General features: G+C 57.7%; 27 protein-coding genes. 16 read left to right on the top strand and 11 right to left on the bottom strand.

Annotation, left to right across the window (positions count from 1 at the left end; genetic code table 11):
* Positions 1-32: 32 nt before the first annotated feature.
* From VN622_17005 to ruvX, 3 genes are all read right to left on the bottom strand, one after another.
* Complete coding sequence (locus VN622_17005) at positions 33-968, bottom strand: DUF4292 domain-containing protein (GenBank protein HWR37564.1); 936 nt, start codon at positions 966-968, stop codon at positions 33-35.
* 85 nt (positions 969-1,053) lie between these two features.
* The gene (gene mltG / locus VN622_17000; protein ID HWR37563.1) at positions 1,054-2,055 is read right to left on the bottom strand and encodes an endolytic transglycosylase MltG; all 1,002 of its coding nucleotides are present in this window, start codon (positions 2,053-2,055) and stop codon (positions 1,054-1,056) included.
* A gap of 87 nt (positions 2,056-2,142) precedes the next feature.
* Positions 2,143-2,640 (bottom strand): Holliday junction resolvase RuvX, encoded by a 498-nt coding sequence (gene ruvX, locus VN622_16995; GenBank protein HWR37562.1) that lies wholly within the window; start codon positions 2,638-2,640, stop codon positions 2,143-2,145.
* 75 nt (positions 2,641-2,715) lie between these two features.
* Here ruvX and VN622_16990 point away from each other — a divergent pair, with 75 nt between their 5' ends.
* Entirely contained in the window at positions 2,716-3,867 is a 1,152-nt protein-coding gene (locus VN622_16990) for an AI-2E family transporter (protein ID HWR37561.1), read from the top strand.
* Positions 3,868-3,879: 12 nt separating this feature from the next.
* Here VN622_16990 and VN622_16985 read toward each other — a convergent pair whose 3' ends face one another.
* Together VN622_16985 and VN622_16980 are read right to left on the bottom strand one after the other, a co-directional pair.
* The gene (locus VN622_16985) at positions 3,880-4,158 is read right to left on the bottom strand and encodes a hypothetical protein (protein ID HWR37560.1); all 279 of its coding nucleotides are present in this window, start codon (positions 4,156-4,158) and stop codon (positions 3,880-3,882) included.
* Positions 4,159-4,404: 246 nt separating this feature from the next.
* On the bottom strand, positions 4,405-4,980 hold the full coding sequence (locus VN622_16980; protein ID HWR37559.1) for a CarD family transcriptional regulator: 576 nt from the start codon (positions 4,978-4,980) through the stop codon (positions 4,405-4,407).
* A gap of 206 nt (positions 4,981-5,186) precedes the next feature.
* Here VN622_16980 and greA point away from each other — a divergent pair, with 206 nt between their 5' ends.
* Both greA and VN622_16970 read left to right on the top strand, forming a co-directional pair.
* Positions 5,187-5,660: a transcription elongation factor GreA gene (gene greA / locus VN622_16975; GenBank protein ID HWR37558.1), complete on the top strand. Its 474-nt coding sequence runs from the start codon at positions 5,187-5,189 to the stop codon at positions 5,658-5,660.
* A complete protein-coding gene (locus VN622_16970; protein ID HWR37557.1) occupies positions 5,657-6,307 on the top strand; it encodes a CDP-alcohol phosphatidyltransferase family protein in 651 nt (216 codons plus the stop codon). Before greA ends, VN622_16970 begins: the two co-directional genes overlap by 4 nt.
* Before the next feature lie 388 nt (positions 6,308-6,695).
* Here VN622_16970 and VN622_16965 read toward each other — a convergent pair whose 3' ends face one another.
* Both VN622_16965 and VN622_16960 read right to left on the bottom strand, forming a co-directional pair.
* The gene (locus VN622_16965; protein ID HWR37556.1) at positions 6,696-7,940 is read right to left on the bottom strand and encodes a VWA domain-containing protein; all 1,245 of its coding nucleotides are present in this window, start codon (positions 7,938-7,940) and stop codon (positions 6,696-6,698) included.
* A gap of 183 nt (positions 7,941-8,123) precedes the next feature.
* The gene (locus VN622_16960; protein HWR37555.1) at positions 8,124-9,623 is read right to left on the bottom strand and encodes a magnesium chelatase; all 1,500 of its coding nucleotides are present in this window, start codon (positions 9,621-9,623) and stop codon (positions 8,124-8,126) included.
* 268 nt (positions 9,624-9,891) lie between these two features.
* On the opposite strand from VN622_16960, the gene VN622_16955 reads away from it, so the two are divergent.
* Together VN622_16955 and VN622_16950 are read left to right on the top strand one after the other, a co-directional pair.
* Positions 9,892-10,695, top strand: a complete 804-nt coding sequence (locus VN622_16955) for an SDR family NAD(P)-dependent oxidoreductase (protein HWR37554.1) — start codon at positions 9,892-9,894, stop codon at positions 10,693-10,695.
* Positions 10,696-10,798: 103 nt separating this feature from the next.
* Positions 10,799-12,133: a S41 family peptidase gene (locus VN622_16950; GenBank protein HWR37553.1), complete on the top strand. Its 1,335-nt coding sequence runs from the start codon at positions 10,799-10,801 to the stop codon at positions 12,131-12,133.
* A gap of 63 nt (positions 12,134-12,196) precedes the next feature.
* Here VN622_16950 and VN622_16945 read toward each other — a convergent pair whose 3' ends face one another.
* Positions 12,197-12,499, bottom strand: coding sequence for a tetratricopeptide repeat protein (locus VN622_16945; GenBank protein HWR37552.1), 303 nt, complete (start codon positions 12,497-12,499; stop codon positions 12,197-12,199).
* Between the two features lie 737 nt (positions 12,500-13,236).
* Between VN622_16945 and VN622_16940 the strand changes: the two genes are divergently transcribed.
* From VN622_16940 to VN622_16895, 10 genes are all read left to right on the top strand, one after another.
* A complete protein-coding gene (locus VN622_16940) occupies positions 13,237-13,770 on the top strand; it encodes an acyl-CoA thioesterase (protein ID HWR37551.1) in 534 nt (177 codons plus the stop codon).
* A gap of 296 nt (positions 13,771-14,066) precedes the next feature.
* On the top strand, positions 14,067-15,443 hold the full coding sequence (locus tag VN622_16935) for a cytochrome ubiquinol oxidase subunit I (protein HWR37550.1): 1,377 nt from the start codon (positions 14,067-14,069) through the stop codon (positions 15,441-15,443).
* A gap of 2 nt (positions 15,444-15,445) precedes the next feature.
* Entirely contained in the window at positions 15,446-16,492 is a 1,047-nt protein-coding gene (gene cydB / locus VN622_16930) for a cytochrome d ubiquinol oxidase subunit II (protein HWR37549.1), read from the top strand.
* 162 nt (positions 16,493-16,654) lie between these two features.
* A complete protein-coding gene (locus tag VN622_16925; protein ID HWR37548.1) occupies positions 16,655-17,131 on the top strand; it encodes a nuclear transport factor 2 family protein in 477 nt (158 codons plus the stop codon).
* A 216-nt stretch (positions 17,132-17,347) separates the two neighbouring features.
* Positions 17,348-17,842 carry a YbaK/EbsC family protein gene (locus tag VN622_16920; protein HWR37547.1) on the top strand — a complete coding sequence of 165 codons (495 nt, stop codon included), beginning with the start codon at positions 17,348-17,350 and terminating at the stop codon, positions 17,840-17,842.
* 307 nt (positions 17,843-18,149) lie between these two features.
* The gene (locus tag VN622_16915; protein ID HWR37546.1) at positions 18,150-18,761 is read left to right on the top strand and encodes a GspH/FimT family pseudopilin; all 612 of its coding nucleotides are present in this window, start codon (positions 18,150-18,152) and stop codon (positions 18,759-18,761) included.
* Between the two features lie 68 nt (positions 18,762-18,829).
* Complete coding sequence (locus tag VN622_16910; protein ID HWR37545.1) at positions 18,830-19,366, top strand: hypothetical protein; 537 nt, start codon at positions 18,830-18,832, stop codon at positions 19,364-19,366.
* 6 nt (positions 19,367-19,372) lie between these two features.
* Complete coding sequence (locus VN622_16905; protein ID HWR37544.1) at positions 19,373-20,173, top strand: prepilin-type N-terminal cleavage/methylation domain-containing protein; 801 nt, start codon at positions 19,373-19,375, stop codon at positions 20,171-20,173.
* Positions 20,174-20,182: 9 nt separating this feature from the next.
* Positions 20,183-21,787: a hypothetical protein gene (locus tag VN622_16900; GenBank protein ID HWR37543.1), complete on the top strand. Its 1,605-nt coding sequence runs from the start codon at positions 20,183-20,185 to the stop codon at positions 21,785-21,787.
* A gap of 9 nt (positions 21,788-21,796) precedes the next feature.
* On the top strand, positions 21,797-22,375 hold the full coding sequence (locus tag VN622_16895) for a hypothetical protein (GenBank protein ID HWR37542.1): 579 nt from the start codon (positions 21,797-21,799) through the stop codon (positions 22,373-22,375).
* Between the two features lie 147 nt (positions 22,376-22,522).
* Here the strand turns inward: VN622_16895 and VN622_16890 are convergent, their stop codons facing one another.
* Genes VN622_16890 through VN622_16880 form a run of 3 tightly spaced genes read right to left on the bottom strand, consistent with a single transcriptional unit; the run spans position 22,523 to position 24,632 of the window.
* Positions 22,523-23,542 carry a matrixin family metalloprotease gene (locus tag VN622_16890; GenBank protein HWR37541.1) on the bottom strand — a complete coding sequence of 340 codons (1,020 nt, stop codon included), beginning with the start codon at positions 23,540-23,542 and terminating at the stop codon, positions 22,523-22,525.
* Entirely contained in the window at positions 23,539-24,090 is a 552-nt protein-coding gene (locus tag VN622_16885; protein HWR37540.1) for a hypothetical protein, read from the bottom strand. The genes VN622_16890 and VN622_16885 overlap by 4 nt, the downstream gene beginning before the upstream one ends.
* Positions 24,087-24,632 (bottom strand): hypothetical protein, encoded by a 546-nt coding sequence (locus VN622_16880; GenBank protein ID HWR37539.1) that lies wholly within the window; start codon positions 24,630-24,632, stop codon positions 24,087-24,089. Before VN622_16880 ends, VN622_16885 begins: the two co-directional genes overlap by 4 nt.
* Before the next feature lie 102 nt (positions 24,633-24,734).
* Here VN622_16880 and VN622_16875 point away from each other — a divergent pair, with 102 nt between their 5' ends.
* A complete protein-coding gene (locus VN622_16875; protein ID HWR37538.1) occupies positions 24,735-25,718 on the top strand; it encodes an A/G-specific adenine glycosylase in 984 nt (327 codons plus the stop codon).
* The last annotated feature ends 59 nt before the right edge of the window (positions 25,719-25,777 follow it).

The following is a 25,777-nucleotide window of genomic DNA, read 5'->3' as shown; positions in this document are numbered from 1 at the left end:
GAGGGCGATGAGGCTACCACTAGCTCCGCAGCTCATTTCCCGTCGCCGCTGGCGGTCTGCGCGTTACCATTCGCGTCCAACCGGACGAGTTGCGACCCGGGTGGCTGCTGCAGGTTGAACTGCTCGGGCTTGAGCGGTTCGTTTAACTTGAGCGAAACCATCTTCAGGCCGATTTCGTATTCTTCCTGCGGACGCACGATGCGAATGCGGCTGGGAAAATTCACGCCATTGTAGCTCCGGAAATCGCTGTACTCGGCGATCGTGGCGACGTTGCCGTTCTTGTCGTAAACGATCTGGCGATCCGGAGTGAGGTTCACGCGGTTGAAGTAGATTTTGCGCGAAAGAAACCACGCCGGGCCGCCATCACGGCGGATGACGTTGATGATGTAGGTCCCCTGCTGCACCGCTTTTTTCGTCTTGGGGTCGATGACGTCTTCCGTAGCCCCTTCCAGAACCGCTATCTCGTTTTGCGGGTCGACTTCCCGGAGCAGAAGGGCGTCATAGATATGTTGCGGACGCAGGTTCTCGAGCGGTTTCGTGCTGGAAGGGTTAATCACGTCGTTGCGGCCGACGATAAAGCGATTCTTGGGCGGAACCGATAGCTTGAACTCCTGCCCGTCGCTGACCATGTCAAACGCGCGATTTCTCACGATCGGGAACAGCCCTATCATGCGCAGCATCGCCGGCTTCTGCGCGAGGATGTACCCGCGAATCTCCTGGTAATCCGTGATTTTGCCTTTACGCGCGCCACCTACAGAGGCCGCGATATCGACCGTTGCATTCATGGTCCTGATCTGGGCTGCTTCGGCGTTGATGCGGGCGACGAGTTCCTGTTGGTTGGCCGTCAGCAGAGGAGCCGTGCTCGCTCGCTGCTCCACTTTGCGTGAGCGGAACAGGCAGCCACTCGAAAAAAGCAGGAGCGGGAGCATGACGAGTACCAAAAGATAGCGCGAAGTAAAACGATTCATGCGTGATTTTGACCTAAAGCTCTAGATGCTCGAGTATACGCGGCTACAAGGTTGCATCGCGTGTTCCACGGACACTCGAATAAGTTTATCGCGCAGGCAACTGGCGTCCGTTGACGGCCCTGCGATAAGAGACCACGTTGCGCTCATGTTCTTCGTAGCTGTTCGCGAACCGATGGCGTCCCGAGCCGTTGCCTTCGGCGACGAAGTAAAGAAATTCCGTTTGCGCCGGGCGCATGGCTGCTTCCAGCGATGCGCGTCCGGGATTGGCGATGGGCCCCGGCGGTAGTCCAGCAAATTTGTAGGTGTTATAGGGCGAGTCGGCCTGCAAATCGCTCTGATAGATGGTGCCGCGATAACGGCCGTCGAGCAGGGAAGCATAGACCACCGTGGGATCGGCCGCCAGCCCGAGGCGCTTGCCTAAGCGGTTGTAGTAAACGCTGGCCACAATCGGACGCTCCTCCGGCACCCCGGTTTCCTTCTCGATGATGGAAGCCAGGGTCACGACCTGGTGCACATTTTCCGTCAAGCCGATGGCGCGTGCTTCCTGCTGGAAGCGCTTCACCATGGCCGCGGCCATGTCATGAAGGCTCTGTGTCCGCGTGAATTGATAGGTGTCGGGGAAGAGGTAGCCTTCAAGGCTCTTCGCCTGCGGATCGACGCTCTGGATAAGGCTGGTCTCGGTACGTGCGATAGCGAGAAAGTCGGCAGCTTTCCCCAGTCCTGCCTGTTCCACGGCTTGCGCGATCTCGAACATGTTGTAGCCCTCGGGCACGACAACCGTGTGTACGTATACATCTCCGCGCTCCAGGCGATCCATCACTTCGAGCGTGTTCTCTGCTTCGTCGAATTTGTATTCTCCGGCCTTGAGCGTCCTACGCTTGCCCGCGTAGTAGGCCAGCAGGAAGGCGTGGCGATTGCGCAGCACGCCGGCGGCACCGAGTTCCTGGGCGATGCGCCGCGTTGACCAGCCCGGACGAAGCAGAACGTACCTCGTCGTATCCGGACGCAGCGGGGCGAAGATCGCCCATGCCAGCCAAAGCATAGCGGCAATCAGGGCGACAAAGATCAGCTTGAGAAGCGCTCGCATTCAGTCCAGTTTAGATGAACCTACGCAATTCGTATGTCGCATGTTCCCGGAAACATCTACTTCGATCGGATGGCGCGCCAAGCGAGATTACAATGAATCGCCTTCCGAGAGCTCTTCGTCATGGAGCCGTTTCGAATGCCGCGCCTCCATGAAGTTCTGCAAAATCAGCACGGCGGCCAATTGATCCACGACAGCGGCGCGCTTGCTTATGGACATCTCGCTGGAGCGCAGGACGCGGTTAGCTTCGACGCTCGTCAGGCGCTCGTCCCAAAGATGTATAGGCAGCTTGAAGTGCTTTTCCAAATCCACGACAAACTCGCGGATGCGCTCCGACTGGATGCCCTCGGCGCCGCTCATCCGAAGCGGCAGACCTACTACGATCTCGCACACCTCGTGACGTGCGATAACCTCGTTCAGGGCGGCGAAATCCGTGCGCTTGTTCTTGCGGCGAATCGTCAGAAGGCCCTGCGCGGTGATGCCAAGCGGGTCTGTAATCGCCAGGCCAATCGTGCGCGAACCTACGTCCAGAGCGAGGATGCGGCCATGTACGACCGGTGCTGAATTACCTGTTTCGTTGGCGGGCACAGCGCAAGTATAGTTCGTCTGACGTTTTGGAGCGCGCAAGCCGCACCGCGCATCTCACAACTCGGATATTCACCTATGCCTGAGCAGACCTACAGCACGCAACCCGATGAGGCCGAGCACATCGCCGCCGCGACTCAGCCCGCCGAGGTCGTGGTGAACCGGAATACCGGCCCGGAACTCGAGCGGCGGCGCAACGCGCGCCTGCAATCCGCAACGCTGATTGTGCTCGCTACCGGTTCCGTGCTCACGCTGATGTACTTCGCAAAGCCGGTGCTGATCGTCGCCCTGGTTTCCGTCCTGCTGGCATTCGTATTGGCGCCTATCGTCGAGCTTCTTCAGCGCATTCGAATTCCCCGCTCGTTCGGATCGCTGATCGCGGTATGCATCATGCTTGGCGTCTGCTATGGCATCACATACTTCTCTTACTACCGCGCGGTTGCGTTCGTGCAGGAGTTGCCAAAGTACTCAGGGAAAATCCGCCACACCATCGTGCGCGTGCGGAAGCAAGCGGAAACATTCCAGAAGACGACGGAGAACGTGCTCCCAGCCGACGCGGAAGATAAGAACGCCGTGAAGGTGAAGCAGACCAGCAATTGGACGGACACGCTCATGAGCAGCGCCATGAACGCGACCGAGATTGTAATGCTGGCGACCTTTGTGCCGTTTCTTATCTATTTCATGCTGAGTTGGCAGGAGCACGTGCGAGCGGCGACCGTGATGCTGTTCAAGATGGAAAATCGCAACACGGCGTACGTGACGCTCGGTCTGATTTCGGACATGATCCGTGGCTTTATCGTTGGCAATGTAATTGTCGGTATCTTCATGGGTCTCGCCAGCACCATCGTGTTCGGATACCTGCACTTGCCGTATTTCTATTTCCTCGGTTTCATCAGCGGCTTCTTGAGCGTTGTGCCGTACCTCGGTGTGGTGCTTGCCGTGGTTCCGCCCTTGGTCGCCGGCATGGGACAGATTGGCTCGGAAGACGTCTTGGTCATCGTCGTAACCGTTCTCGCTCTGCACCTGTTCGCGCTGAACGTGCTCTATCCCAAACTGATCGGTAAGCGGCTGCAACTGAATCCGCTGGCGGTGACGCTGGCGCTGCTGTTCTGGGGATGGTTGTGGGGCGCGATGGGGTTGATCCTGGCGGTGCCGCTCACGGCTGCGGTAAAGATCATCTTCGACCACATCGATTCTTTGCGCCCGTACGGCGCATGGCTCGGCGAGTAGCTCGCTAGTTCGCTAGAAGTCGCTGGGCGACTCCGTCATGCCGAGTTCGGCCGCAGCGGTTTCTTCGATGCTCACGTTCGTCAAGGTAGCCTTTCCACTGTGATTCAGTTCATCCAGCAGGTCATCGACATCCGACGGCCCTAGCGCGACCCCTTCGATGAGAAATTCGCGCAGCAGGTCTTCGCTGTCGAAGACCCGAGCAAAACTCTTGCTCGAATACGTATAGTTCGCCTGGTAAGAAGGGAAGCCACCAACGACGGAGCGACGAAAAATGTGCAGGGTACCAGCCATTGCGAGTTAGATTCTTGCGCCGGTGAGTAGGTTTTGCCGGGTTGCAGGCACAGGGGAGGCAGAACGCAGTGCGGCTAAGGTTCTGTCCATAGCGTGGTGAAGCGCAGAAGGCAAACGCAAGGCGTTTCGACTACGCGCCCATGAGCTTGGCGCCCCGCTCGACGATCCCTTTGGTTTAGCTTCGGATGGAGAACTTAGCTTCGGACGGTAACTTAGCTTCGGACGGTAACTTAGCTTCGGATGTGGTTAGGCTTCGAGGGTGGAGGCCTCTGGGAAACGCAGTTTGCATTTTCCGAGAGCCTTGTTAAGCGCCTGCTCTACTTCTGGTTCGTCCCAGTTTTTGGCCATGGCGAGTTCGCTGACCAGCAGGTAGCGGGCACGCTCGAGCATCTTTTTCTCGCGGAAGCTGAGTGGCTTAGTCTGGCTGAGCTGCAACAGGCTCTTGAGCACCATTGCGACTTCGAGCAGGGAACCGGTACGCATCTTCTCGGAATTTTCCTTGAAGCGGTACTTCCAATCGGCGTGGCTTTCACAGGCGCCGTCGGTCAGGTACTCGAGAATCTTCTGCACCTCGCCATTTTTGATTACCCGGCGAAGTCCCACGCTCTCAACGTTCCCGAAAGGGACCATCACTTTGAGACTGCTGGCTTTAATCTTAAGAAGATAAAACTTCTCAACAGTCGCACCCATCGTACGGCTGCTGATCTGCTCGATCACTCCGACCCCATGGTTCGGGTAAACAACCTTATCGCCAATGCTGAAGGTCTGATGATTCATGAGGGTGGCCCCGCTGTCTTGCAGGAACGAAGGGAACTTTCCCATTATAGGCGAGCTTGTGGAAAAGCGTCAAACGAGGGCGGGGCGCATCTCCGGTGCTGATGTCTAAGTCTCGCGGTGTTCACGATTTACAGCCGTCAAGCCGATGGCGGCCCCTCTGGCTGCAAGACAGACAGTAACGCCAGGTAGCGTCAGGTTATAATTCCTTGATGTACGGGGCGGTTTCCGCCCAACAGGTGACCGCCGAGGACATGTCAGAACATATAAAGAAGAAGCTCGAAGACGAGATCCAGACGCTCGAGTACGAACTGAATGTCGAACTTCCCAGGGAATTGAAGAAGGCCGTTGCCATGGGCGACCTCAGCGAAAATGCCGAGTACCACATGGCGAAGCAGCGGCAGGAATTTGTCCGGGCTCGCCTTGGACAGCTTAAGAAGCGCATGGGCGATCTGTCGCTCATGAACCTCGCAAATATCCCCAAGGACCGCGCAGCACTGGGCTCCACGGTTCGTGTGTACGATTCGACCAAGGACGAAGAGATTGAGTACAAGTTGGTCACCAGCGAAGAATCCGATGTGACCAAGGGACTGATCTCGACGAGTTCGCCAATCGGGCGGGCGCTCATGGGTAAGAAAGTGGGCGACGTCAGCACGGTGGTGACGCCGAACGGCAATCGCGAACTGGAAGTGCTGACGCTTACCACCATCCACGACGAGGCACAATGACCTGGACAAGCGCAGTTGGACGAGGTTGTGGCGTGGTCCTGTACAAGATTGTTCACGGACTGGCACTGACCCGTATTTCCCCCAACGCGCTGACGTTTATAGGCCTGCTTATCAACGTCGCCGCCGCCCTGCTGTTCGGGTTCGCGAGTTCCGACAATAACCAGCAGCGCATGTTCTTCTACGCCGGACTGGTCATTATCGGAGCAGGCATCTTCGATATGGTGGACGGCCGCGTTGCGCGCGCCACGAACCAGGTAACGGATTTCGGCGGCTTCTTCGATTCCGTCATCGATCGCTATAGCGACGTCGCACTCTTCTTCGGCTTGTTGGTTTACTACGCTCGCGCCAACCGCTTCTTCTATGTCGTACTGGTGGCGTTCGTCATGATCAGTTCGGTCATGGTGAGTTACACGCGTGCGCGTGCCGAGTCGCTCATCGAGAAGTGCAAGGTCGGATTTATGGAACGGCCGGAACGCATCGTGCTAGTCATCATCGGAGCGCTGTTCAATCATATGGGGCCCGTGCTCTGGGTGATGGCGATTTTTTCAACGATCACGGTCATTCACAGGATCCGGTATACGTACGAGCAGACGACTTTGAAGCAGCAAGCGCGTAAAGAGGAAGTTCAATTGCCAGCCCTGCACTAGCGCCACATCATTATTGTTCATCGCTTTGTCATGGTTGTGTCTTCCTGAGCGGAGCGTAGCGGAGTCGAAGGACCCCATTTGTACCGCTGTCATCGATATTGCTCTTTCGACTACGCGACTTCGTCGCTTCGCTCAGATATAAATAAAGGCGTACTTCCTGTGAGTAGTAGAGGTGCTCGAAGCACAAGCTCAAACAGGAGGTGCGCCCTGATGATCCACGTTGGCGTAGCTATTCACCAGAGATTTTGTTACTCACGAATAGGAGACTGTCCGCAGCCTTTTCGCGTACATCACTGGACAGGTATGCCTTTTTTCATAGAAGGAAGACAATGAGATGCTTTGACTAACTACTGGCCACTGGCAACTGGCCACTGCCAACTGGTCACTGCTAGTGAATCGTCTTCATCTTGCGCGCCATGTAGTCCATGAGCAGGTATTGGCCTAGCGTGTAGGGTGTCGTGAAATATGCTTTGCCGCGGCACATTTCAGTCACCTTCTGCACGAACTGAACAAGGCCGTGATCGCTGGCGAGCATGAATGTGTTAATCAGAACTCCTGCGCGCTTGCACTTGGAAACTTCTTCGAGTGTCTTGCTGACCACGAGCGGATCAAGGCCGAAGGCATTTTTGTAAATGCGTCCGTCTTCTAGCGTGAGCGCCGAGGGCTTGCCGTCGGTGATCATAACAATCTGCTTCATGTCCTTGCGCTGGCGCTGGAGAATGCGTTGTGCCAGGCGGAGCCCCTCGCGCGTATTGGTGTAGTACGGGCCGACCTTGACTCGCGCGAGTTGCGATATCGGAACCTCCTCGGCCGAGTCGTGGAAGAGAACGAGTGAAAGCGAGTCGCCGGGGTACTGCGTGCGAATAAGCTGCGAGAGAGCCATCGCGACTTTCTTCGCCGGTGTGAAACGGTCTTCACCATAAAGGATCATGGAGTGGGAACAGTCGAGCATGAGCACCGTCGCGCACGACGACTGGTATTCGCACTGGTGTACTTGAAGATCTTTGTACTCGATGTTCAGCGGAAGCGAGAGGCCTTCGCGCTGTATGGCCGAAGATAGCGTGGCGGTGATGTCAAGGTTGAGCGTGTCTCCGAACTCATACTGCTTGCTGGCGCCGCTGGCTTCGACGCCGGTAGCGAGATCGCGCGTGTCGTGGCGCCCGAAGCTGGACTTGCCAAGCGAACCGAGAAGGTCGCGAAGGGTGCGGTATCCGAGAAAATCGAGTCCCTTGTCGGTGACCTCGAAGCGGGCTTCGCCCTGCTGCTGTCCGACCTGTCCGCCCACGCTGGACTGGCGCGCGGGATCGTGCGGCGCGTCAACGGAAATGTAGTCTTCCTGCTCCATGCGCTCAATGACCTGATCAATTAGCTTATCGAGCGTGCCCTCAGCCTGCATCTGCTCAATCTCCTGTTGCAGCTCCTCATCGAAGAGGTCCCCGTTCAGGAGCGCATCGCGGATGGCCGCGCGCAGGGCATTGAGCGCCTGCTCGTCATCCCCCGGTTGCTGGAAGCGCGAGTACATCTGCTCGAAGCCGCTCTGCAACAGGAAGTCCGAGAGGGCATCGAGCAGATCTTCCATGCTCATTTCGCCGGCAGGGTCGGGGATGTATTTTGAGTAGCGGATACGCTTCATATTGGTCGAGTCGAGGGTCTAGAAAATCCAATTCACCTCAGCGGCTAAGTAGCCTGCATCGAAACATTGACGCTCAGCGGCTAAAGCCGGCGTTCATTCAGTGCGACTTACGGCACGCCTGAAGGCGTCTGAAGTCTGGTGCCTTGCGTCCGCCGTCTGCCGTCCGAAGTCCGCCGACTACTCTCAGTTGAATGGGCGTCTGCGGCGGCGGAAATCATCTTCCTCCAGGTCGTCACGTTTAAACTCGCGCTCGGGACGCTTGGGCTGGCGCTCGCCAGCGGTGAACACGCGCTCCTCTGTGCGTCCAATGCGCTTGTGGGCATGTAGGCCTTCGAGAACGAACTCCGCCGCAGATACCTGTACCTCGGGCAAATCGGTGTCCGAGAGTTCTAAGGTGTCCAGCTTGTCGAGCAAGCCCTGGATGCTACGGAGCAGTTGAAGCATTTCGACGGCAGGGGTCGAGTCGAGTACCTGAATCTCTCCGCCGAGTTCGAACCACTGGACGATCTGCTTCAAATTAACGTTCTGGAAGTACGTGTCGAAGGTACGTGCGATGGATACGCGGATAATCTCCTGAGTGACAGTGCCGGCCCCTTTCATCTCTCCTTCGTACTCAAGTTCGAGCTTGCCGGTTATGGCGGGCAAAGCGGAGTAGACGTCCGAGACACGAGGCACAACGCACTGCTCGTCTCCGCGAATGGCGCGCCGCTCGGCATTCGAAATCACGTTCTCCATGACGCTGATGGGCAGGCGCTGGCTCACGCCGGAGCGCTTGTCGATCCGTTTGTCTTCGCGCGCGACGAATGCGATGTGCTCCACGATTTCGCGCACGTACTTGGGAACCTGCAATTTGTAGCCATCGCGATCTATCCAGGCTTCCTGCGAGGTGATGGAAATTCCTTCTTCGACTGTCACCGGATAGTGTGTGCGAATTTCGGAGCCGATGCGATCCTTGAGGGGCGTAATGATTTTGCCCCGCGCCGTGTAGTCCTCGGGATTGGCGGTGAAGACCAGAGCGACGTCGAGCGGCAGACGGACTGGATAGCCTTTGATCTGTATGTCGCCCTCTTGCATGATATTGAAAAGCCCGACCTGGATTTTTCCGGCAAGATCGGGCAGTTCGTTGATGGCGAAAATGCCGCGATTGGCGCGAGGGAGAAGTCCATAGTGGACGGTGAACTCACTGCTGAGCTCGTGGCCGCCACGTGCGGCCTTAATGGGATCTATGTCGCCGATGAGGTCGGCAATCGTAACGTCGGGAGTGGCGAGCTTCTCGACATAACGATCATCCGCGGAGAGATAGGTGATGGGGGTTTCGTCGCCAATTTCGGCGATGAGTTCGCGACAGCGTCGGCAAAGCGGCGCGTAAGGGTTGTCGTGGATCTCGCACCCGGCAACGTAAGGCGTCTCGGCGTCCAACAGGGAAGTAAGCGCGCGAAGAATGCGGCTCTTGGCCTGCCCGCGAAGGCCGAGCAGAATGAAGTTGTGGCGCGAGAGAACGGCATTGACGAGTTGCGGAACCACCGTGTCTTCGTAACCGACAATGCCGGGAAACAGGGTGCCGCCCTGTCGCAGGCGACCGACGAGGTTCTCTCTCATCTCGTCCTTTACGCGGCGATGGCGCAGACGGTCTTCAGAATAAGTACTGTGGCGGAGTTCGCCGAGGGTTCGCGACAGCTTCATCGAGAGCTATACCTCCTGCCGAATCCAGCTGAACGGAAGGGCATTCCAGGGCCAACGCTGTTTGCTCGTTGGGGAAATCCGCATCCCGCATTGCGCGGGAGGATGGACCCGGATTATACGTCGCTTATCACAAATGCGTGTGACGACAGTCCGGGTCCTAGGCCTGCTGTTCGGACATATCTCATTGGACGTGAAATGCCGCTGAAGCGTTGCGCACTTTCCCGTTTCTCGCATTGACTTTGCTTCTCAAGCCACATACAAGCAGAGCATGACACTCGCAGGAAAAGTTGTGGTCGTGACCGGCGCGTCAATGGGGATTGGTGAGGCGATAGCCCGGCAGTTTGCGTCGGAAGGCGCTACGGTCGTGCTCTCCTCACGCGACCTGGCGCGGGCGGAGGCGGCGCGGCAACGCATAGGCATGCTCGATCAAACGATGGCACTGGCCTGCGATGTGAGGTCACGCGAGGAACTCCAGCAGCTACTCCGGAGTACGCTGGTCAGCTATGGTCGCATCGATGTCTGGGTAAACAACGCCGGCTTCGGACTGTTGGATTCGGTCGAAAAGCTGGATGTTGGTGAGTGCCGGCGTATGTTCGACACCAACTTGTTCGGCGTGATCGACGCGATGCAACTGGTTGCACCTGTCATGCGAGAGCAGGGCACAGGCTGCATCATCAACATCTCCAGCGTAGCCGGACACGTGGCAGTCCCGTACATGGCGGCTTATTGTGCGGCCAAGAGTGCGCTGAACAGTATCGGCAAAGCGGCGAGGGTGGAACTGCACGGCACGGGAGTCAACGTCCTGACCGTTTGCCCGGGGTACGTAAAAACGGACTTCGCGGCAAATGCGGTGCGCGGGACCGAGTACCAAAGAATCGGCGGCGCGAAACAACGGGGCATTCCCGCTGAACGCGTCGCGCAGGCGGTGGTGAACGGCTACAAGCGCAACAAACGCGAGATCGTGGTCCCGGCGCGAGACTGGCTGGTGATCTGGATGTACAGGCTGTTTCCAGAGACGCTGGAATCGTTGATGCGCAAAGCGGCGAAGCCGGTTTCGAAATCGCCCAAGTAGTCGAATCCAGGCTTATTCGGCGAACGAAAAATATCCACCCCGTCACATACACCGGTGAAGAGGAAGCAGTATAAGGACGGGCACCAAACCAGGAGGCTTAACGATGATCCGCATCTCTGCACTCCGGGCCCTGTGTGTGCTTGCAATCGTAGCGGCTGCGCTATCCTTGGTGGTGCCATGCGCTGCTGCGGATGACCTCTCTTTCGAACGAGGCCGGTACAAAGCTATCTTGAAGAACGTGGCGGGAGACGTAGAAAAAAACTTCTACGACCCCGGCCTGAAGTCGCTGGATTGGAAGGCGCAGCTCGAGGCTGCCAGCCAGAGGATCGACAAAGCAAAATCCGTAACCGAGATGCTGGTTGCAATTTACGTATTCGTTGATAAGTTGCAAGATTCGCATACGAAGTTCCTGCCACCGGCGCGTGCGATCAAGCTGTTCTACGGTTTCGACGCTAAGGCGATCGGCGATGACATTCGAATCTTCGAATTGCGGGGTGGAGACGCAGCTGAGAAGGCTGGGCTGAAACTCGGCGACCGGCTGATATCGATCAATGGGTATAGGTGCGACCGCGCAACGTTCGACGTAATGATGATTGATCTGCGGGTGCTACGGCCGCGCTTGTCGATCGACATGGTTGTGCAGACCGGCAACGAAGCGCCACGAGCAATGCGCTTGGAAGCTCGTAGAAAAACGGAACCAGCACTGCTTGGATCGAGCACGCGGGAAGGCGACATCTGGGACTCAATCATTGAAGCAGAAAACGAGGAACAGGAGCACCCCTACTACACAGCCACCCGTGAGGGTGGAATTGGCTATGTGTGGATTCGCAAGTTTCCGAGTGAGGGGGAAGATTTCCTGAAGGGACTGATCGAGAAGGTACGGTCAGCTAAGGCGATCGTGATAGATCTGCGCTCCAACCCGGGCGGCAGCCTCGATTGTCTCAAGAGCTTTACGGGGATATTCGAGCAGAAGGAAACGGCTGCGTTCACCATAATTTCCCGTAAGAAGACGGAGCCGTGGGTGGTGAAGCCGCAGAGGCTTAACATGAACGTTCCGATGTACATCCTGATCGACAGCAGAACGGGAAGTGCGGCGGAACTGTTCGCGCGGCACTTCCAGAGGACCGGCAGGGCTGTGGTGATCGGCGATCACTCGCCGGGGCGGGTAACCGTCTCGCGCTTTTTCTCCGGCACGAACGGTGCCCAAAACGCAATCCCTTACGGCGTGCAGATCGGCACGGCTCGTGCTGTGTTTCCGGATGGCGAAGAACTCGAGAAGCGCGGCGTGACGCCTGACGTTGTCTGTATCCCCACCGGTGATGACATGATGAATGACCGCGACGTGTGCCAGGATAAGGCCGTCTCTATGGCACGGGACAAAATCGGGTACAAGGTTAAGGAAAAGGAGAAGGTTGCTGTGGGCAGCAGCGGAGACTAAGGCTTACGCTCAACAGCACCAACTGGCATTTCGGGCGAGCGGTATGCTCGCCCGCCCTTCCTTTTAATAATCGAGTTCCAGTTCGTCGAGCATGGCCTGCATTTCGGACTGTGCTTGCCGGTTGCTTGTGCGCTGCGCGGAGGCGATGCCGGTATTCAGCATTGTTTTCGCTTCGTCCTTGCGCTCAGCGCGTGCGAGAGTTTGTGCGGCCATAAAGTATCCGGCCGTGTAGTCGGGATGCCTGTCGAGCAGGCTGCGGAATTCTGCCAGCGCGGCGTCGGTGTCGCCTGCGTTTGAATATTCCATGGCGAGGCCGTAACGCGCAAACGCGTCGCCGGGGTTTTCCGTTAAGATCTCTCTCAACATTGCGACTCGGGGATTCTCGGTCATTCGGGTCCTTTCAGGAATGATTGACATACTACTGCACCGGAGCAGATTTTTGAGGTGAGGCTGCCTCTCAGTATTGAATGCGTCAGACGTGCGCGGCGCGCGGACCGGATCGCAGGCGCAGCGACCGCTGGAATTCGTAATGGCACGCTGCGCCGAGCGAAGCTAGAATAGGGCGACGCGCGTGGACTCCCTTCACGTTCGCGACAACCGTCAACAAGCGAAATGAGCTGAGAGGGATTTTCCGTGGCCTGCCCATTCTTCAAGCCTACTGTCCGGCTCGATGTCGAACTGTGGCCGCATCGGCAACGGCTGCCGCTGGGGGATGGGTTTGCCGGAACCTGCGAGGCTCCGGGCTTCGAAGGAATCCGGCCCAGCGACGAGGAATTGAAAGAGCTGTGCAATTTGGGTTACGCACAAATTTGTCCGCGACTCCCGGGCGACCGCAAAGCCGATGCGGTGCGGTTTGCTGTGGCGCGCGATGCAGGCCTGAGCATCCGTCTACACTACTCGGTAGAGCGGCAGCACGCACCGGTGGAGCACGGCACGGTCGAATACGACTGTGTCCGGGGTTGCTGGCTGAGCACCCATTCTGATTCTCGCATGCAAACGATGGCTGCCTGTTATCTTACTTCTTACCTTGGGCGTCATCCGCGGGAGCGCTCCGCGGGTGTTTGAAGAAATCGCAAACTGAAATCGCAATCGAATTAGAAAACATGAAAAAAGTGAGAGAACGCATGGATGTAACAGATAACGTTGCAGGGCGCCCTGTGCGCGAGAGCCAGAGTGAGATGATCGAAATGGTTCTGCCCAACGACGCGAACCCGCTGGGCGCGCTGCTTGGCGGACGCCTTATGCACTGGATCGACATTGCCGGAGGACTGGCCGCTCAACGGCATTCCCGTAGCAATGTCGTGACGGCTTCCATCGACCACCTGGATTTCCTGGTGCCGGTGCACGTCGGCGATCTCGTGATTCTCCAGTCGTCGGTCAACCGCGTTTACCGTACATCACTGGAAACGGGCGTGCGGGTATTGGTGGAGAGCTACATCACTGGAGAGCGAAGGCATGTCAGCTCGGCCTACGTGACGTATGTTGCGGTGGATCGCCATGGGCGCAAGATGTCGATTCCACCAGCCATTCCTGAGACAGACGAAGAGAAGCGCCGTTTTGAGGATGCCGCTCATCGTCGCGAGATGCGCCGGGTCGAGACCGAACGCAAGCGACAGGCTCGCGCTTTGCAGCAGTAGAAATTGAATAGCAGCAGGAGTGAGATAAGGCGCGCCGCGTGCGCGCCTTTTTTGTTGAGCAACGAACTTGTCCGAGACTCCCGCTGCGCGCAACTTCCTGGGCCGCAGAGTAACCGACCTTATGTGACGCGAGTCACAGCAGCTTAGGACGGGCACCGGGAAAATGACAGCGGGGAATCAACACGCCAGGGCCTTGTCCGACTGCCCAAACACTTCAGGTTCTGCGCTCTGGTTCTTTGGGTATCTGTGGACGACCTTTGTTGTTCCCGGTGGTAATCTCCTCACTGAGGATCTACATGGACAGCGCACTTCTGATTCACCGTCTGCAATTTGCCTTCACGGTGACGTACCACTACCTATTCCCACAATTGACGATGGGCTTGGCGCCGCTGATCGTGGTACTCAAGTCTCTGGCCATCTGGAAGAACGACGACAGATACGCCAAAGCCGCTCGCTTCTGGGCAAAAATATTTGGCATCAACTTCGTCCTGGGAGTCGTGACCGGGATTCCGATGGAATTCCAGTTTGGCACCAACTGGTCGCACTTCTCCAAGTACGCTGGCGGAGTCATTGGACAGACGCTTGCCATGGAAGGCGTATTCGCATTCTTCCTGGAGTCTGCGTTCCTCGGACTCTTCTTGTATGGCGAGAAGCGCTTGAGCAAGTGGATGCACTGGTTCTCAGCCATGATGGTGTTCGTTGGTTCGTGGCTGTCGGGATACTTCATCATCGCGACTGACGCGTGGATGCAGCACCCAGTGGCCTACGAGCGCACGGCTGACGGCAGCGTGACGCTGACAAGTTTCTGGGGATTACTGCTGAATCCGTGGGCGATCTGGCAGTACCTGCACAATATGTCCGGTGCGGCGCTGACAGGTGCGTTCGTCATGATGTCCGTAGGCGCGTTCTACCTGTTGAGCAAGAAGCACTTTGAGCAAGCGAAGATATTTCTCAAAGTCGGCGTCGTATCGGGATTGCTGTTTGCCATCCTGCTGATCGGTCCTACCGGCGACGGACAGGGACGAAACCTGGCGACGCATCAGCCGGCAACGCTGGCGGCCATGGAGGCTTTGTTCGAGACGCAGCCCGGCGCGCCACTGGTGATCATTGGGCAGCCGGACGTTGCAGCGAGAAAAATCGACAACCCTATAGTCGTGCCCAAGATGCTCAGCTTCCTGACCTATCGCCGGTGGAATGCCGAAGTGAAAGGTTTGGACGCATTCCCCGAATCGGAGTGGCCGCAGAACATTCCTTTGCTTTATTTCTCGTACCACATCATGGTCGGCCTCGGAACCATCTTCATGGCCGAGATGGTAATCGCCGCATTCCTGCTATGGCGCAAGCGACTGTTCGAATCTCGATGGATGCTCTGGGCGCTGTTGTTGAGCTTCCCGTTCCCCTACATCGCAAACACAGCGGGATGGATAACGGCTGAAGTTGGTCGTCAGCCATACCTTGTCTATGGGCTACTGCGAACAACCGAAGGCTTCTCGAAAACGGTATCGGGAGGCAATGCCATGTTCACGCTGATCGGCTTCATGGGTATGTACGTCGTGCTCTCGGTGCTCTTCCTGTTCCTGATCCGCAGAGAACTCGAGCATGGTCCCGAGGGCGCGGAATTGGCTCCTGTGAAGGTGAAGCACGCTGTCGAATACGCGGAGGTGACGAAATAACCATGCCAACTCTCTGGTTCTGCATTGTTGCAGTCATGATCGCCGCGTACGTCGTGCTGGATGGTTTCGATCTCGGCGCAGGAATCATTCACCTATTTATCGGCAAGACGGAGGATGACCGCAAGAGGATCATTCGCTCGATCGGTCCGGTGTGGGACGGCAATGAAGTGTGGCTACTCGCTGCCGGCGGCACGCTCTACTTCGCTTTCCCGCAGCTGTATGCATCCAGTTTCAGCGGTTTCTATCTGCCGCTCATGATGGTTCTCTGGCTGCTGATGCTGCGCGCAATCGGTATCGAGTTCCGCGCGCACATCGGCGAGCCGGTCTGGAAATCTTTCTTCGACGGCATCTTCGCGCTCTCCAGCATTCTGCTGGCAATCTTCTTTGGCGCCGCGCTCGGCAACGTGATTCGCGGAGTGCCGCTTGCACCCGATCACTACTTCTTCCTGCCACTGTTCACGAACTGGCGCGTAGGACCTCAGCCCGGCATTCTGGACTGGTACACGGTGATGAGCGGCGTAGTCGCGCTGGTCACGCTGGCCGTTCACGGCGCGAATTACATCGCGCTGAAAACGGAGGACGAACTAAATCTTCGCGCCCGCCGCGTTGGCCTGATCCTGTGGCCTGTGCTGCTGGTGCTTACGCTGGTGAGCCTGTTCGCGACAATTTCGATTCGTCCGGAGTGGCTGGCAAATTACAAGGCGATGCCGGTCGGTTACGCAATCCCGGCCATCGTTTTCGGGAGCCTGGCGTTCATGCTGTATTCGTATAAGCGGGGGAACGACCGTAACGCGTTCCTGGCGTCGTCGGCGTACATTACGCTGATGCTGGTAGGTGCGGTTTTTGCTTTGTACCCGAATGTGCTGCCGGCTTCGACGGGAGCGCAATTCAACCTGACGATTGCAAACAGCGTTACCAGCGCGTATGGGCTGAAGATCGGTCTGGCGTGGTTTGCCGTCGGGATCACGCTGACGATTGCGTATTTCGTGTTCATTTATCGAATGTTCCGCGGGAAGGTATCTCTGGAAGGTGGGGAGCACGGGTATTGATAGATAGTTCCTGATGCTGGCGCGGTGCTTCGGCATCGCGCCCTTTCTTTTATGCCAGAGAGCGATGAGCCAGGTGGAAGGGTGTGGCTTTTCCGAATCCCTGGCGGACACACAGCGCCGGAGAGCAGGCGAGGGGTGAATGGCCTGAGCTACAATTTCTGCATGTCTGGAAACAAGCTTGTCGTGCTTTTATTGGTGGCAACATTGGCGTGCACAACGTGCGCCTGCACCATGTGGGGACCGAAGAAGCACGCCTCTTGGAGCAGTGCGACGAGCGGGGAACAACTGGAGCGACTGTTCTGGCAGGACGTGAAAGACAAGGATTGGAAGTCGCTCGAAAGGCGCATGGCTCCGCTCTTGTTAGCGATCAACGAATCGGAGGTGCTCGATCGCGCGCGCACCTTGGAGCACGTAAAGAGTTTCGAACTCGAGGATTTCCAGATAGGCGAAGTACAGACACGGTCCGCAGGCGTAGACCTGGTGGTTACTTACCTGATCACCGTTCGGGGTACGGTGAATGGGCACCCGCTGCCGACGGCTCCGGTGCGCATGATGAGCGTGTGGCAAGAATTGGGTAAGGGCTGGGTGCTCGTAGCACACTCTTCGGTTCCGGCGGCTGGTAACAGTTTGACTAAGTAGCTGCGGCCTGCGCTGGCCCTAGCTCGCCGCGGCTTGGCGATACAACGGACTCTCATAAAATAAGCAAAGCCGCTTTGTGATTGAACGGCCACGGCATTAGTATTCTTGTGAGCTAGGAGAGGTGCACTGCCACTGCCGCTGCTATCGCCCGGAATTTCCAATCGAATATTCACATCCCACGTACTCTGGCGTGAGTCGGCAAGGCCAGGAGGTAACATGCCCGTTCAACGATTGAAGGAGTTTCTGGATAGGAACAGCGTTCACTATGTTGTGATCATTCACTCGCGGGCGTATACGGCTGCGGCGATCGCGGCAATCACGCATATTCCCGGAAATGAGATCGCGAAGAACGTGATGGTAAGACTTGACGGTCAACTCGCGATGGCTGTAGTTCCCGCATCGAGATACCTTGACCTGGATGCCTTGCGTAGCTCAGTTGGCGCGAAGGATGTTTCCCTCGTAACAGAGAAGGAATTCGAGGGCACTTTCCCAGACTGTGAAGTCGGTGCCATGCCTCCATTCGGAGTGCTGTACGACATGCCCGTCTACATCGACGACAGACTCTCGAAAGACCTCGAGATTGCATTCAACGCCGGCTCTCACCGCGAACTCGTGCGGCTAGCATACAAGGACTTCGAACGCCTGCAACATCCGCGTGTGCTGCAGATTGCAACCAGATCAGAGGCTGAACGCGGGAAGAGAATCGCGTGAGCACTATCTCCAGCAGCTTGCTTTGGATCAAGATTTTACTCTGAGGTCAAGAATAGCTGAGTCCCTACTGGTTCCCTAAATGTAACAAATTGTTACATTGGGACAATTCCGTTCCACCCTTTCCCCCTCCGGTTTCGTTGAAACCCTTTATTTATCAAGTACATTCACCAAGGTAATCTGGTGGAACTCCGAATGCTTTGATAGTAGTATGCGGAGCCGTCTCCCTCGGAGTTGCCTTGACGCCTGCGTGAGCGCTGGTTTCAGCCAGTGCGCGGACTTCACGCGTATGCGGGAAAAGAAACTGAACATGATGCCAAGCAAACAAGTTCAACGCGGCTTCTCGTTGCTGGAACTCATGATCGTGCTGTTGATCACGATGGTTGTGGCTGCGATGGCCGTGCCGACCATATCAACGGCTCTGGCGAACTACCGTCTCAAGCAATCGGCTTCAAGCGTGGCGTCATTGTTGCAGCAGGCGCGCATACAGTCCGTGCGGCTGAATCGGCCTCTCCCGGTCACGCTGGATAGCGGCGGCAAGCGGATCTACATCGATATGCCAACCTCCACGGGCGGCGCTCCGAATGGCAGCTACGATGCAGGGGAGCCGATGATGCAGTTTCCTCGCACTGTGTCCTTCCAGAGCTCCGGCAACCCTGGCGATGCCACCACCGACTTTACGGCCGCCGGCGTGGTGTACAGCAGCACGGCGCCGCGATTCAACGGTCGCGGACTGCCGTGCGTGATGGTTACGAGTGGCACGTCGCAGACCTGCCTTACTAAGCAGGGCGCGAATACGGTTGCGTTCGTGTACTACCTTCGCGGTGATCAAACGTTCGGCGCAACAAGCTGGGCGGCCGTCCTGATCACGCCCTTGGGTCGCATCAGAAGCCTGTCCTACAGCGGCGGCAAGTACCAGTAGCAAAGGCGAGTGCATTTATGAAGAAATCCTGCAGCAAGCGATTTGCGCGTAGAGGGGGTGAACGTGGCATGAGTCTGATCGAACTCATGTTGGCGCTCACGATGCTGGTGGTCGGCATGGCCGGAGCGCTGGTACTCATCACGACTGCCATCGCGGCCAACAACCGCAACAAGGTTGATACGGGTGCGACGCTGGCGGCGCAGATGGTCATCGAGACGATCGCAGCACAGCCGGGGGACACGATCGTTACCATCCATGATTGCAACTCGACGGTTGCTGGTGGCACATCCTTCAACATCAATACAGCCGGAGGAGGAGCGCCGGGGACGTCGGCCGGCGCGGCGCTGGTCGATGGAAAAATCGATTTCACCCAGACAGTCGCCAATGTGCCGTTAGGGTACGGAATGCAATACGTCGCTTGCGGCAGCGGTGGAAGGCAAATGACCTACGATGTGCGCTGGAACGTGCGGACGAACAATCCTTACTCGAAGGTAGTCACGGTTTCCGCCCGCCAGGCAAACCTAAGCGCCGCGGCGAATGGGAACAACCTTCGCTTTTTCACGCCGCCTGTGACCTTGCGCACAATCGCCGTGGCGGGGAACTGAGGGACTATGACACGCAGGCTGAAGGCAAGTGCTTCGCAAGCCGGTTTCTCACTGCTGGAAATGATGGTCGTGGTGGGCATCCTGGTTGTGGTGATGGGCGCCGTATTCCAGCAAGTCAACACGGTGCAGAAGCGCTACAAGGCGGAAGAGCAAAAGCTCGACCTGACCCAGGAGTCGCGCGAATTCCTCGACCAGGTCATCCGCGACCTGCACCAGGCCGGGTATCCGAATTCCAAGATGTTTGGCGCGGGTATCCTCGCCGCGACTCCGGCGAATGATCTCAGGAACGCCGTGGGCTTGGTGAGGTTTGCGTACGACGAGATCCAGTTTGAAGGCGATGTCGATGGGGACGGCACGGTGGACAGCGTGGATTACAGGCTCGTGCAGGATGCGGATGGCAATTGTCCTTGCCGCGTCGAGCGGAGCCAGGTTCCCAAAGCGGACGCGACTGCGCCGACCGCACAACTTGTATCTCCAAATTCCGAACTACTGGACGTCGTGAACAGCGGTGGCGCGAACGGCTCGGGGACGGACGTCGCCGGCTACACCATCGGTGGGTACACAGGCACCTCTCCTAACAACACGGTGTACGCGGCTTACAAAACCGCCAACGTCTTCACGGCCTATGATGCGCTGGGGAATGCCGTGGGACCAGCCGATTTCAGCACGCCAGCGGGCCGTGCGGTACTGAAGTCGATTCGCACCATCAAGATCAATATCAATGTTCTTGGGAGCCAGGCTGATATGCAGACCGGTATGCGTCCGGCGATCACATTGGCTGGCAGCGCGCGCATTCCTGGAAATTAGGAGATGAGCATGATGAACTCAACGAAGGTTACAGCCAGCCAGCGGGGCGTGGCTTTGCTGATGTGCATGTTCGCGCTGCTGCTGATTACGGCCATCGCGATGGCACTCATGTTCATGACCGACACCGAGACGTCGATCAACAGTAATTACCGCGACACTCAGCGCGCGTATTTCGCCGCTTCGGCTGGCTTGCAGGAAGCGCGAGTTCGGTTGATGGAGGGGGCGGTTCCGACGGTGACACCGGCCGGTATGCCGGCTGCCGGGAATGCGACGGGCGTGTACTACATCCTGAATTCGAACGGAACGGATGCGGTCGAACCTTGGACTCTCTCCAGCAAGTACTTCGATGACCAGCTCTGTCACGAGAAATTCTCTGGCCTCGGCGCGATAAGCGGCGATCCCGCGGTCTCGTTGCCAAGCTTGCCTTGCACGACGACCCAGGGAGCAGCTGGCTGGTACCGGACGGAGCCAACCAACTTCGATCCATTAACCGGAACGAGCAATGCAATCGATTACAAATGGGTGCGAATCACTCTGAAGGGGAATGAGTCGGCTTCGCCGCACTATGTCGAGACGCCCGTCGCGGGCGTTAACAACAATACCCCCGTGTGCTGGGATGGCACCCGGCAGATTTTAAAGCCCGCTGGTATGGCCAATTGTGAAGATCGGGGAATCGGCAAGTATTACCAGAGCGTCTGGCGGCTAACGTCGCTGGCAGTGACGCCGCTCGGTTCGCGGCGAATGCTCCAGATGGAAGTAGCACAGAGCCCGCCGATCATGACAAATGCCGCAGTGGACTCTGAAGATCACGTTACTCTGAACGGAAAGCTGGATATTAACGGTTTTGATTATTGCTCGTGCCAGATGGACAAGTGCGTGACGACCACTACAACGACCGGCAGCGGCAGCAATGCGGTCACGGTAAAGAGTACGACGTGCCCGAGTCGTGAAGGCAAGGTCTGCGATAACACGAAGTGGGCGATTTTCTCTAGCAGCACAGTCGAGGCGCCAAACAGTTCGGAAACTCTCACTTCGGGAAGGACGCCGCCGGTGGCGGAAGGGCAGAACTGGGAGCACGACATTCCGGCCATGATCGAGAGATACAAGGATGGGGCAGTGAATGTGGCGAGAACTCCCTCCTATAACTGGACCTGCACGCCCTCTACCACCCCCGGTGCGAGTGATGAGTGCGGCACTCATTCAAACCAGGTATTTGGGATACGTCCGAAGTTTCCGCCCGAGTACGATGAGTATGATGTTCCCGTGTCGGATCCCGCACTCGGCCAAGCAAACCCCCAGATAACCTATATACCTGGGGATGCGATGCTGACATCGAGCGCGTCCGGAAACGGCATATTGATCGTTGACGGCGATCTCGACATCCACGGCGGCATGGAGTTTTACGGGCTGATCATCGTCAGGGGTGTCGTCAAGTTTACGGGTGGCGGCTCTGAAAAGACGAACATCTATGGGGCGGTTCTTGCCGGGAAAAGATCGCTTGTAGACAATACCCTCGGCGGCAGCGCCGCCATCAACTTCAACGCCTGCGCGCTGGCCCAGAAACAGACACCACAACCACCGATGATGCTGAACCTGCACGAATTGACGTTCTAGGAGAGAGATATGCTTCGCCGATGTCCTATGCTGCTGTTCGCGACTGTCGCCCTTGTGTGCCTCTTCAGCATCGTCTCGACCGGGCAATCTCAACCTTCGCTGGGTGAGGTGGCGAAGCAGAAGTCCTCGACGAAGAAGGCGCGGCGCATCATCACCGACGACGATATGCCGCAGCGCACGCCGGAGCCCGCAGCCAGCTCTGCGGGTGCATCCTCCGGTGGAGCTTCGGCAAGTTCCGGCAGTTCGGGGGCACCCGCATCTTCTACTGAAACGGGGCCCAACACGGGGAAGCCGGCAGGTGACACGGGCGGTGTCGCCGGTGCGCAGCCGCAATCGGAAACCGAGAAGTTGAAAGAACTCGACAACAAACTCCAGATCGCAAAACGCGACAAGGAGCTTCTTAATAAGAAGCTGAAGACTCTAGCGGAGGACATTAATGCGGCCGAAAGCGAATTCCGCCGAAACATGTACCGCGACGCACTCTCTAACCAGCAGACCACCATGGCGGAGTTGGACAAAGTGATCCGCGAAGTCGAGAAGGAAATCGCAAGCGAAAAACAAAAGGCCAAGGACAAAGATTCGAAGTAGGACAGTGTTTTCCGGCTGCGATACAAGCAGATACTTCGCTTCGCTCAGGTTCTTTTTCGGTGTGTGATCTTCTGCGTGTGTGAGTTAGTCAGCAACTTGAAAAGGGCCTTGCGGCCCTTTTTGTTTTGGTTCACGACCGCAGCGAATTCAGTGCCAGCGGGTATTGAAGTCGGTCTGCACGGAAGTTTTCCCGAATGCCGAAGCGTAGCCTTCCAGGTCGCTATTGGTCATCGGCTCGTCGATGGGTTCGGCAATAACGGTGTAGGTGTCAATCGGAACGCCTTGGATGGAGTAAGTCCCGTCGGGGCGCGTGAGGGCTCCTATCGGCGTTTTGCGGATGTTGCTGCCGAATGCCGTTAAGGTCGTATCCGAATCTGCGAATACATGTGCGCCGAAGACAGGCCCGCTGGAGGCGAAACGCACGGTGCCGGATATCCCACCGGTTGGAGTGTCCGGTGTGGACTTTGGATAAATGCTGGAAACGCCGGCGACGTCGTCATACCCAAGCGTCTGCAACGGAGTACCCGGTGCGAAGGGGAACATGACGGCGCGCACCACCGCCGAGTGGTCGAGTCCGAGGAAATGACCCATCTCGTGGGTCGCAATCGTTTGCAGATCGTGGCCGCTGGTGCCTCCCGTGGTGTAGCTCACGGAAGGTCCGAAGAGGATGTCGGCATCGAGGATCTGCCCAACGAATCGGGAGGTCTGGCCGTGCTTCGTGTCCTGGCCGGCTCTGTCCGCTGTAGTGGTGATAGTAACGGCGAGCGTCCCCGCTTCGTTGAGGGCGCTATCGGTGCAGATGAAACAGACTACGTTCACGCCATCGAAGCCGCCCGAGGCCATAGTATCGGGGCCACGTGCGACGGAGATAGATGTGTTGGGCGCCGCTTGCCAGGTAGCGAACGATGCCTGGATCACATCCGCGGCGGGACGATTGCCCGTCACATTACTGCCCGTGCCCGGGCGCAAACTCCACGTGACGGGGAAAGCGGTGAAATCCCAGTGGTCAGGCTGTGCTCCTCCGGTGCCATGCGTATACATGGAGACATAGGAGAAGGTCGGTATCGTGATCAAGAGACCGAGCAGCACGATGGCGGCGATCGAGGCTACGGAGGATATTCGGCGTACGGTGCTGATGGGGCGCGCGTCTCTGCCTGGCTCGGTCATCGTCCCTCCGCCTTTTCTACGCGCGACTCAAGTTCGCGTAGCGACAAGTGAGCGCCGCGGTACGCATCAACCGAGCGTTTCTCCGTCTGGAAAGCAGAAACGTCTGGAGCGCCATTGCTGACGACGACCTCTCCAGAAGGCAAGTGGCGCATACTGAAGTTTCCTTGCATGAGCCCAGTCACGGCCAATGTTCCGTCCTTTTCCGCGCTGGGATGCAGAAAGAGCACGGCTTCATCACCGGGGTTCCAGTGGCGCACGCCTGCAACCTTCTGCGTGTACCCGCCGGCGCTGCCGCCGATCTGCTTCACGGTGATGGTTTGGGAAGCCTTGCCCTTAAGGACGCGTCCGACCTGAAAGCGCGTGTAGGTGTAAATGCGCGTGTGTTCAGCATTCCAGGCGGAGCGGGCATCGATGGCGCGCGCTTCCACGACAGCGGCCGATTCCGTTGTTAACTTCTCAATGGAGAGCGGGATGACCGTTGTCGCAAACGCAGTGCCGGCCACGGCGGCCAACCCACACAGAATTCGCAGGCATGTCATGGTTCTCACGGAATGACCTCCAATCCACCGGTGAAGGTTGACACGTTGTCATTGCTGTCGCGCACGATCACGGTCCTGGCGCCGAGTGCGGCTGCCCCATCCACTGTTGCCAGAAACGCGGCGCCGGGAGTGCCCTTTGTGGAAGTGATCGCCTGCACGGTGCCAATCGAAATGTCGGGAGGACCGGAAATGCTGATCTGTGAATTGGCAGAAAGTCCGGGGCCAAACATGATGATGCGCATGGAGCTGCCACGGTGGATGAGACCGCCGGTATTCGAAGCGGTGCCGCCGCTGGAGGAGGACTCGGCAACTCCCAACACGGTGACATTGAGGGTAGGGCTTTTGGCCGGGACGGTGATGTCGACTCCCGTAACACTGCCGCCTGCAGCCGGTGTAACCGGTGTCGGCGTCACCAGCGCTCCGGTTGGATTCGTGGTGCCTCCACCGCCTGTTCCGGGTGGTTGCGCCGGAGTGGACGACGAACTCCCGCCGCCACACGCAATCAGCATTGCTGCCGTGAACAGCGCTGCAATAGGCAAAAGGATTCTCACGCGGACTCCTGCTTTTGGATTGAGAAAGATGCTCACGTGTAGGGCCGTGTTGCACCCGTCGGTTTGCGCTGTGACGCGGGGCAACTTAGAATCGCTTCGTTGATGCCTGAAAAACTGGATATCTCTGCGCCCGAGTTGCGGCGGCTCCGCTCGCGCTTGCTCCGCTGGTATGCGGAGAACCATCGAGACTTGCCTTGGCGCCGGACCCAGGTTCCGTACAGGATATGGGTTTCCGAAATCATGTTACAGCAGACGCGGGTGAATGCGGTGCTGGAACATTACGCGCTTTTTCTGAGCGCTTTTCCGACGGTGCAGGCGCTGGCTAAGGCGGATCTGTCGAGCGTCCTCGCCGTGTGGAGCGGCCTGGGGTACTACCGACGTGCGCGTGCAATGCATGAGTGCGCGAAGGTGCTGGTGCAGGACTTCTGCGGGGAGTTGCCGCGAACGCCGGAAGAGCTGGCTAAACTTCCGGGCATTGGCAAATACACGAGTGCCGCGATCGCGAGCATAGCCTTCGAGCATGACTCGGCGGTAGTGGATGGCAACGTCGAGCGCGTGCTGACTCGGATGTTCGCCCTTCAGACTCCGTCGGCCGGAATGTTTGCGGAGCTTGCGCAGTCGCTATTGCACGCGCGCCACGCGGGCAACTGGAACCAGGCCATGATGGAACTGGGCGCGACCGTATGCACACCTGCGCAGCCGCACTGCCAGGCTTGTCCGCTGCGTGCGTGGTGCAAGCTTCCGGGCGGCGTACCGGCGCGGCCACAGCCGGCACGGCAGCGAAAGCAGGTTGCTTACGGACTTGCGCGCAAAGCCGACAGAGTGTACCTGGTGCGCCGTTCGGAAAGCTCAGGGTTGATGCCGGGTATGTGGGAGCTTCCGGCAATCGTACGTCGCAATGGCGAACGCGTGCTCGCAAAACACAAGCACTCCATCACCAACACCGATTACGAGGTTACGGTCGTGGAGTTGCCGAGAGCGCAGGGAACGGGGAAGTGGATTCGCGCAGAGCGTCTTTTGCAATTGCCGCTTACAGGTCTAACGCGAAAGGTGTTACGCAAGGCAGGCGTGATATTGCAGCAATAATGAAGACGGGCGAATCGCAGTGATGTCGCACGGAATCCAATAGGTTAGACCAACATTTC

It is taken from the genome of Clostridia bacterium (assembly GCA_035561135.1).
Taxonomy (GTDB): domain Bacteria; phylum Acidobacteriota; class Terriglobia; order Terriglobales; family Acidobacteriaceae; genus DATMYA01.
Note: the sequence above shows the minus strand (reverse complement) of the source record. Positions and strands in the feature narration are given on the sequence as shown.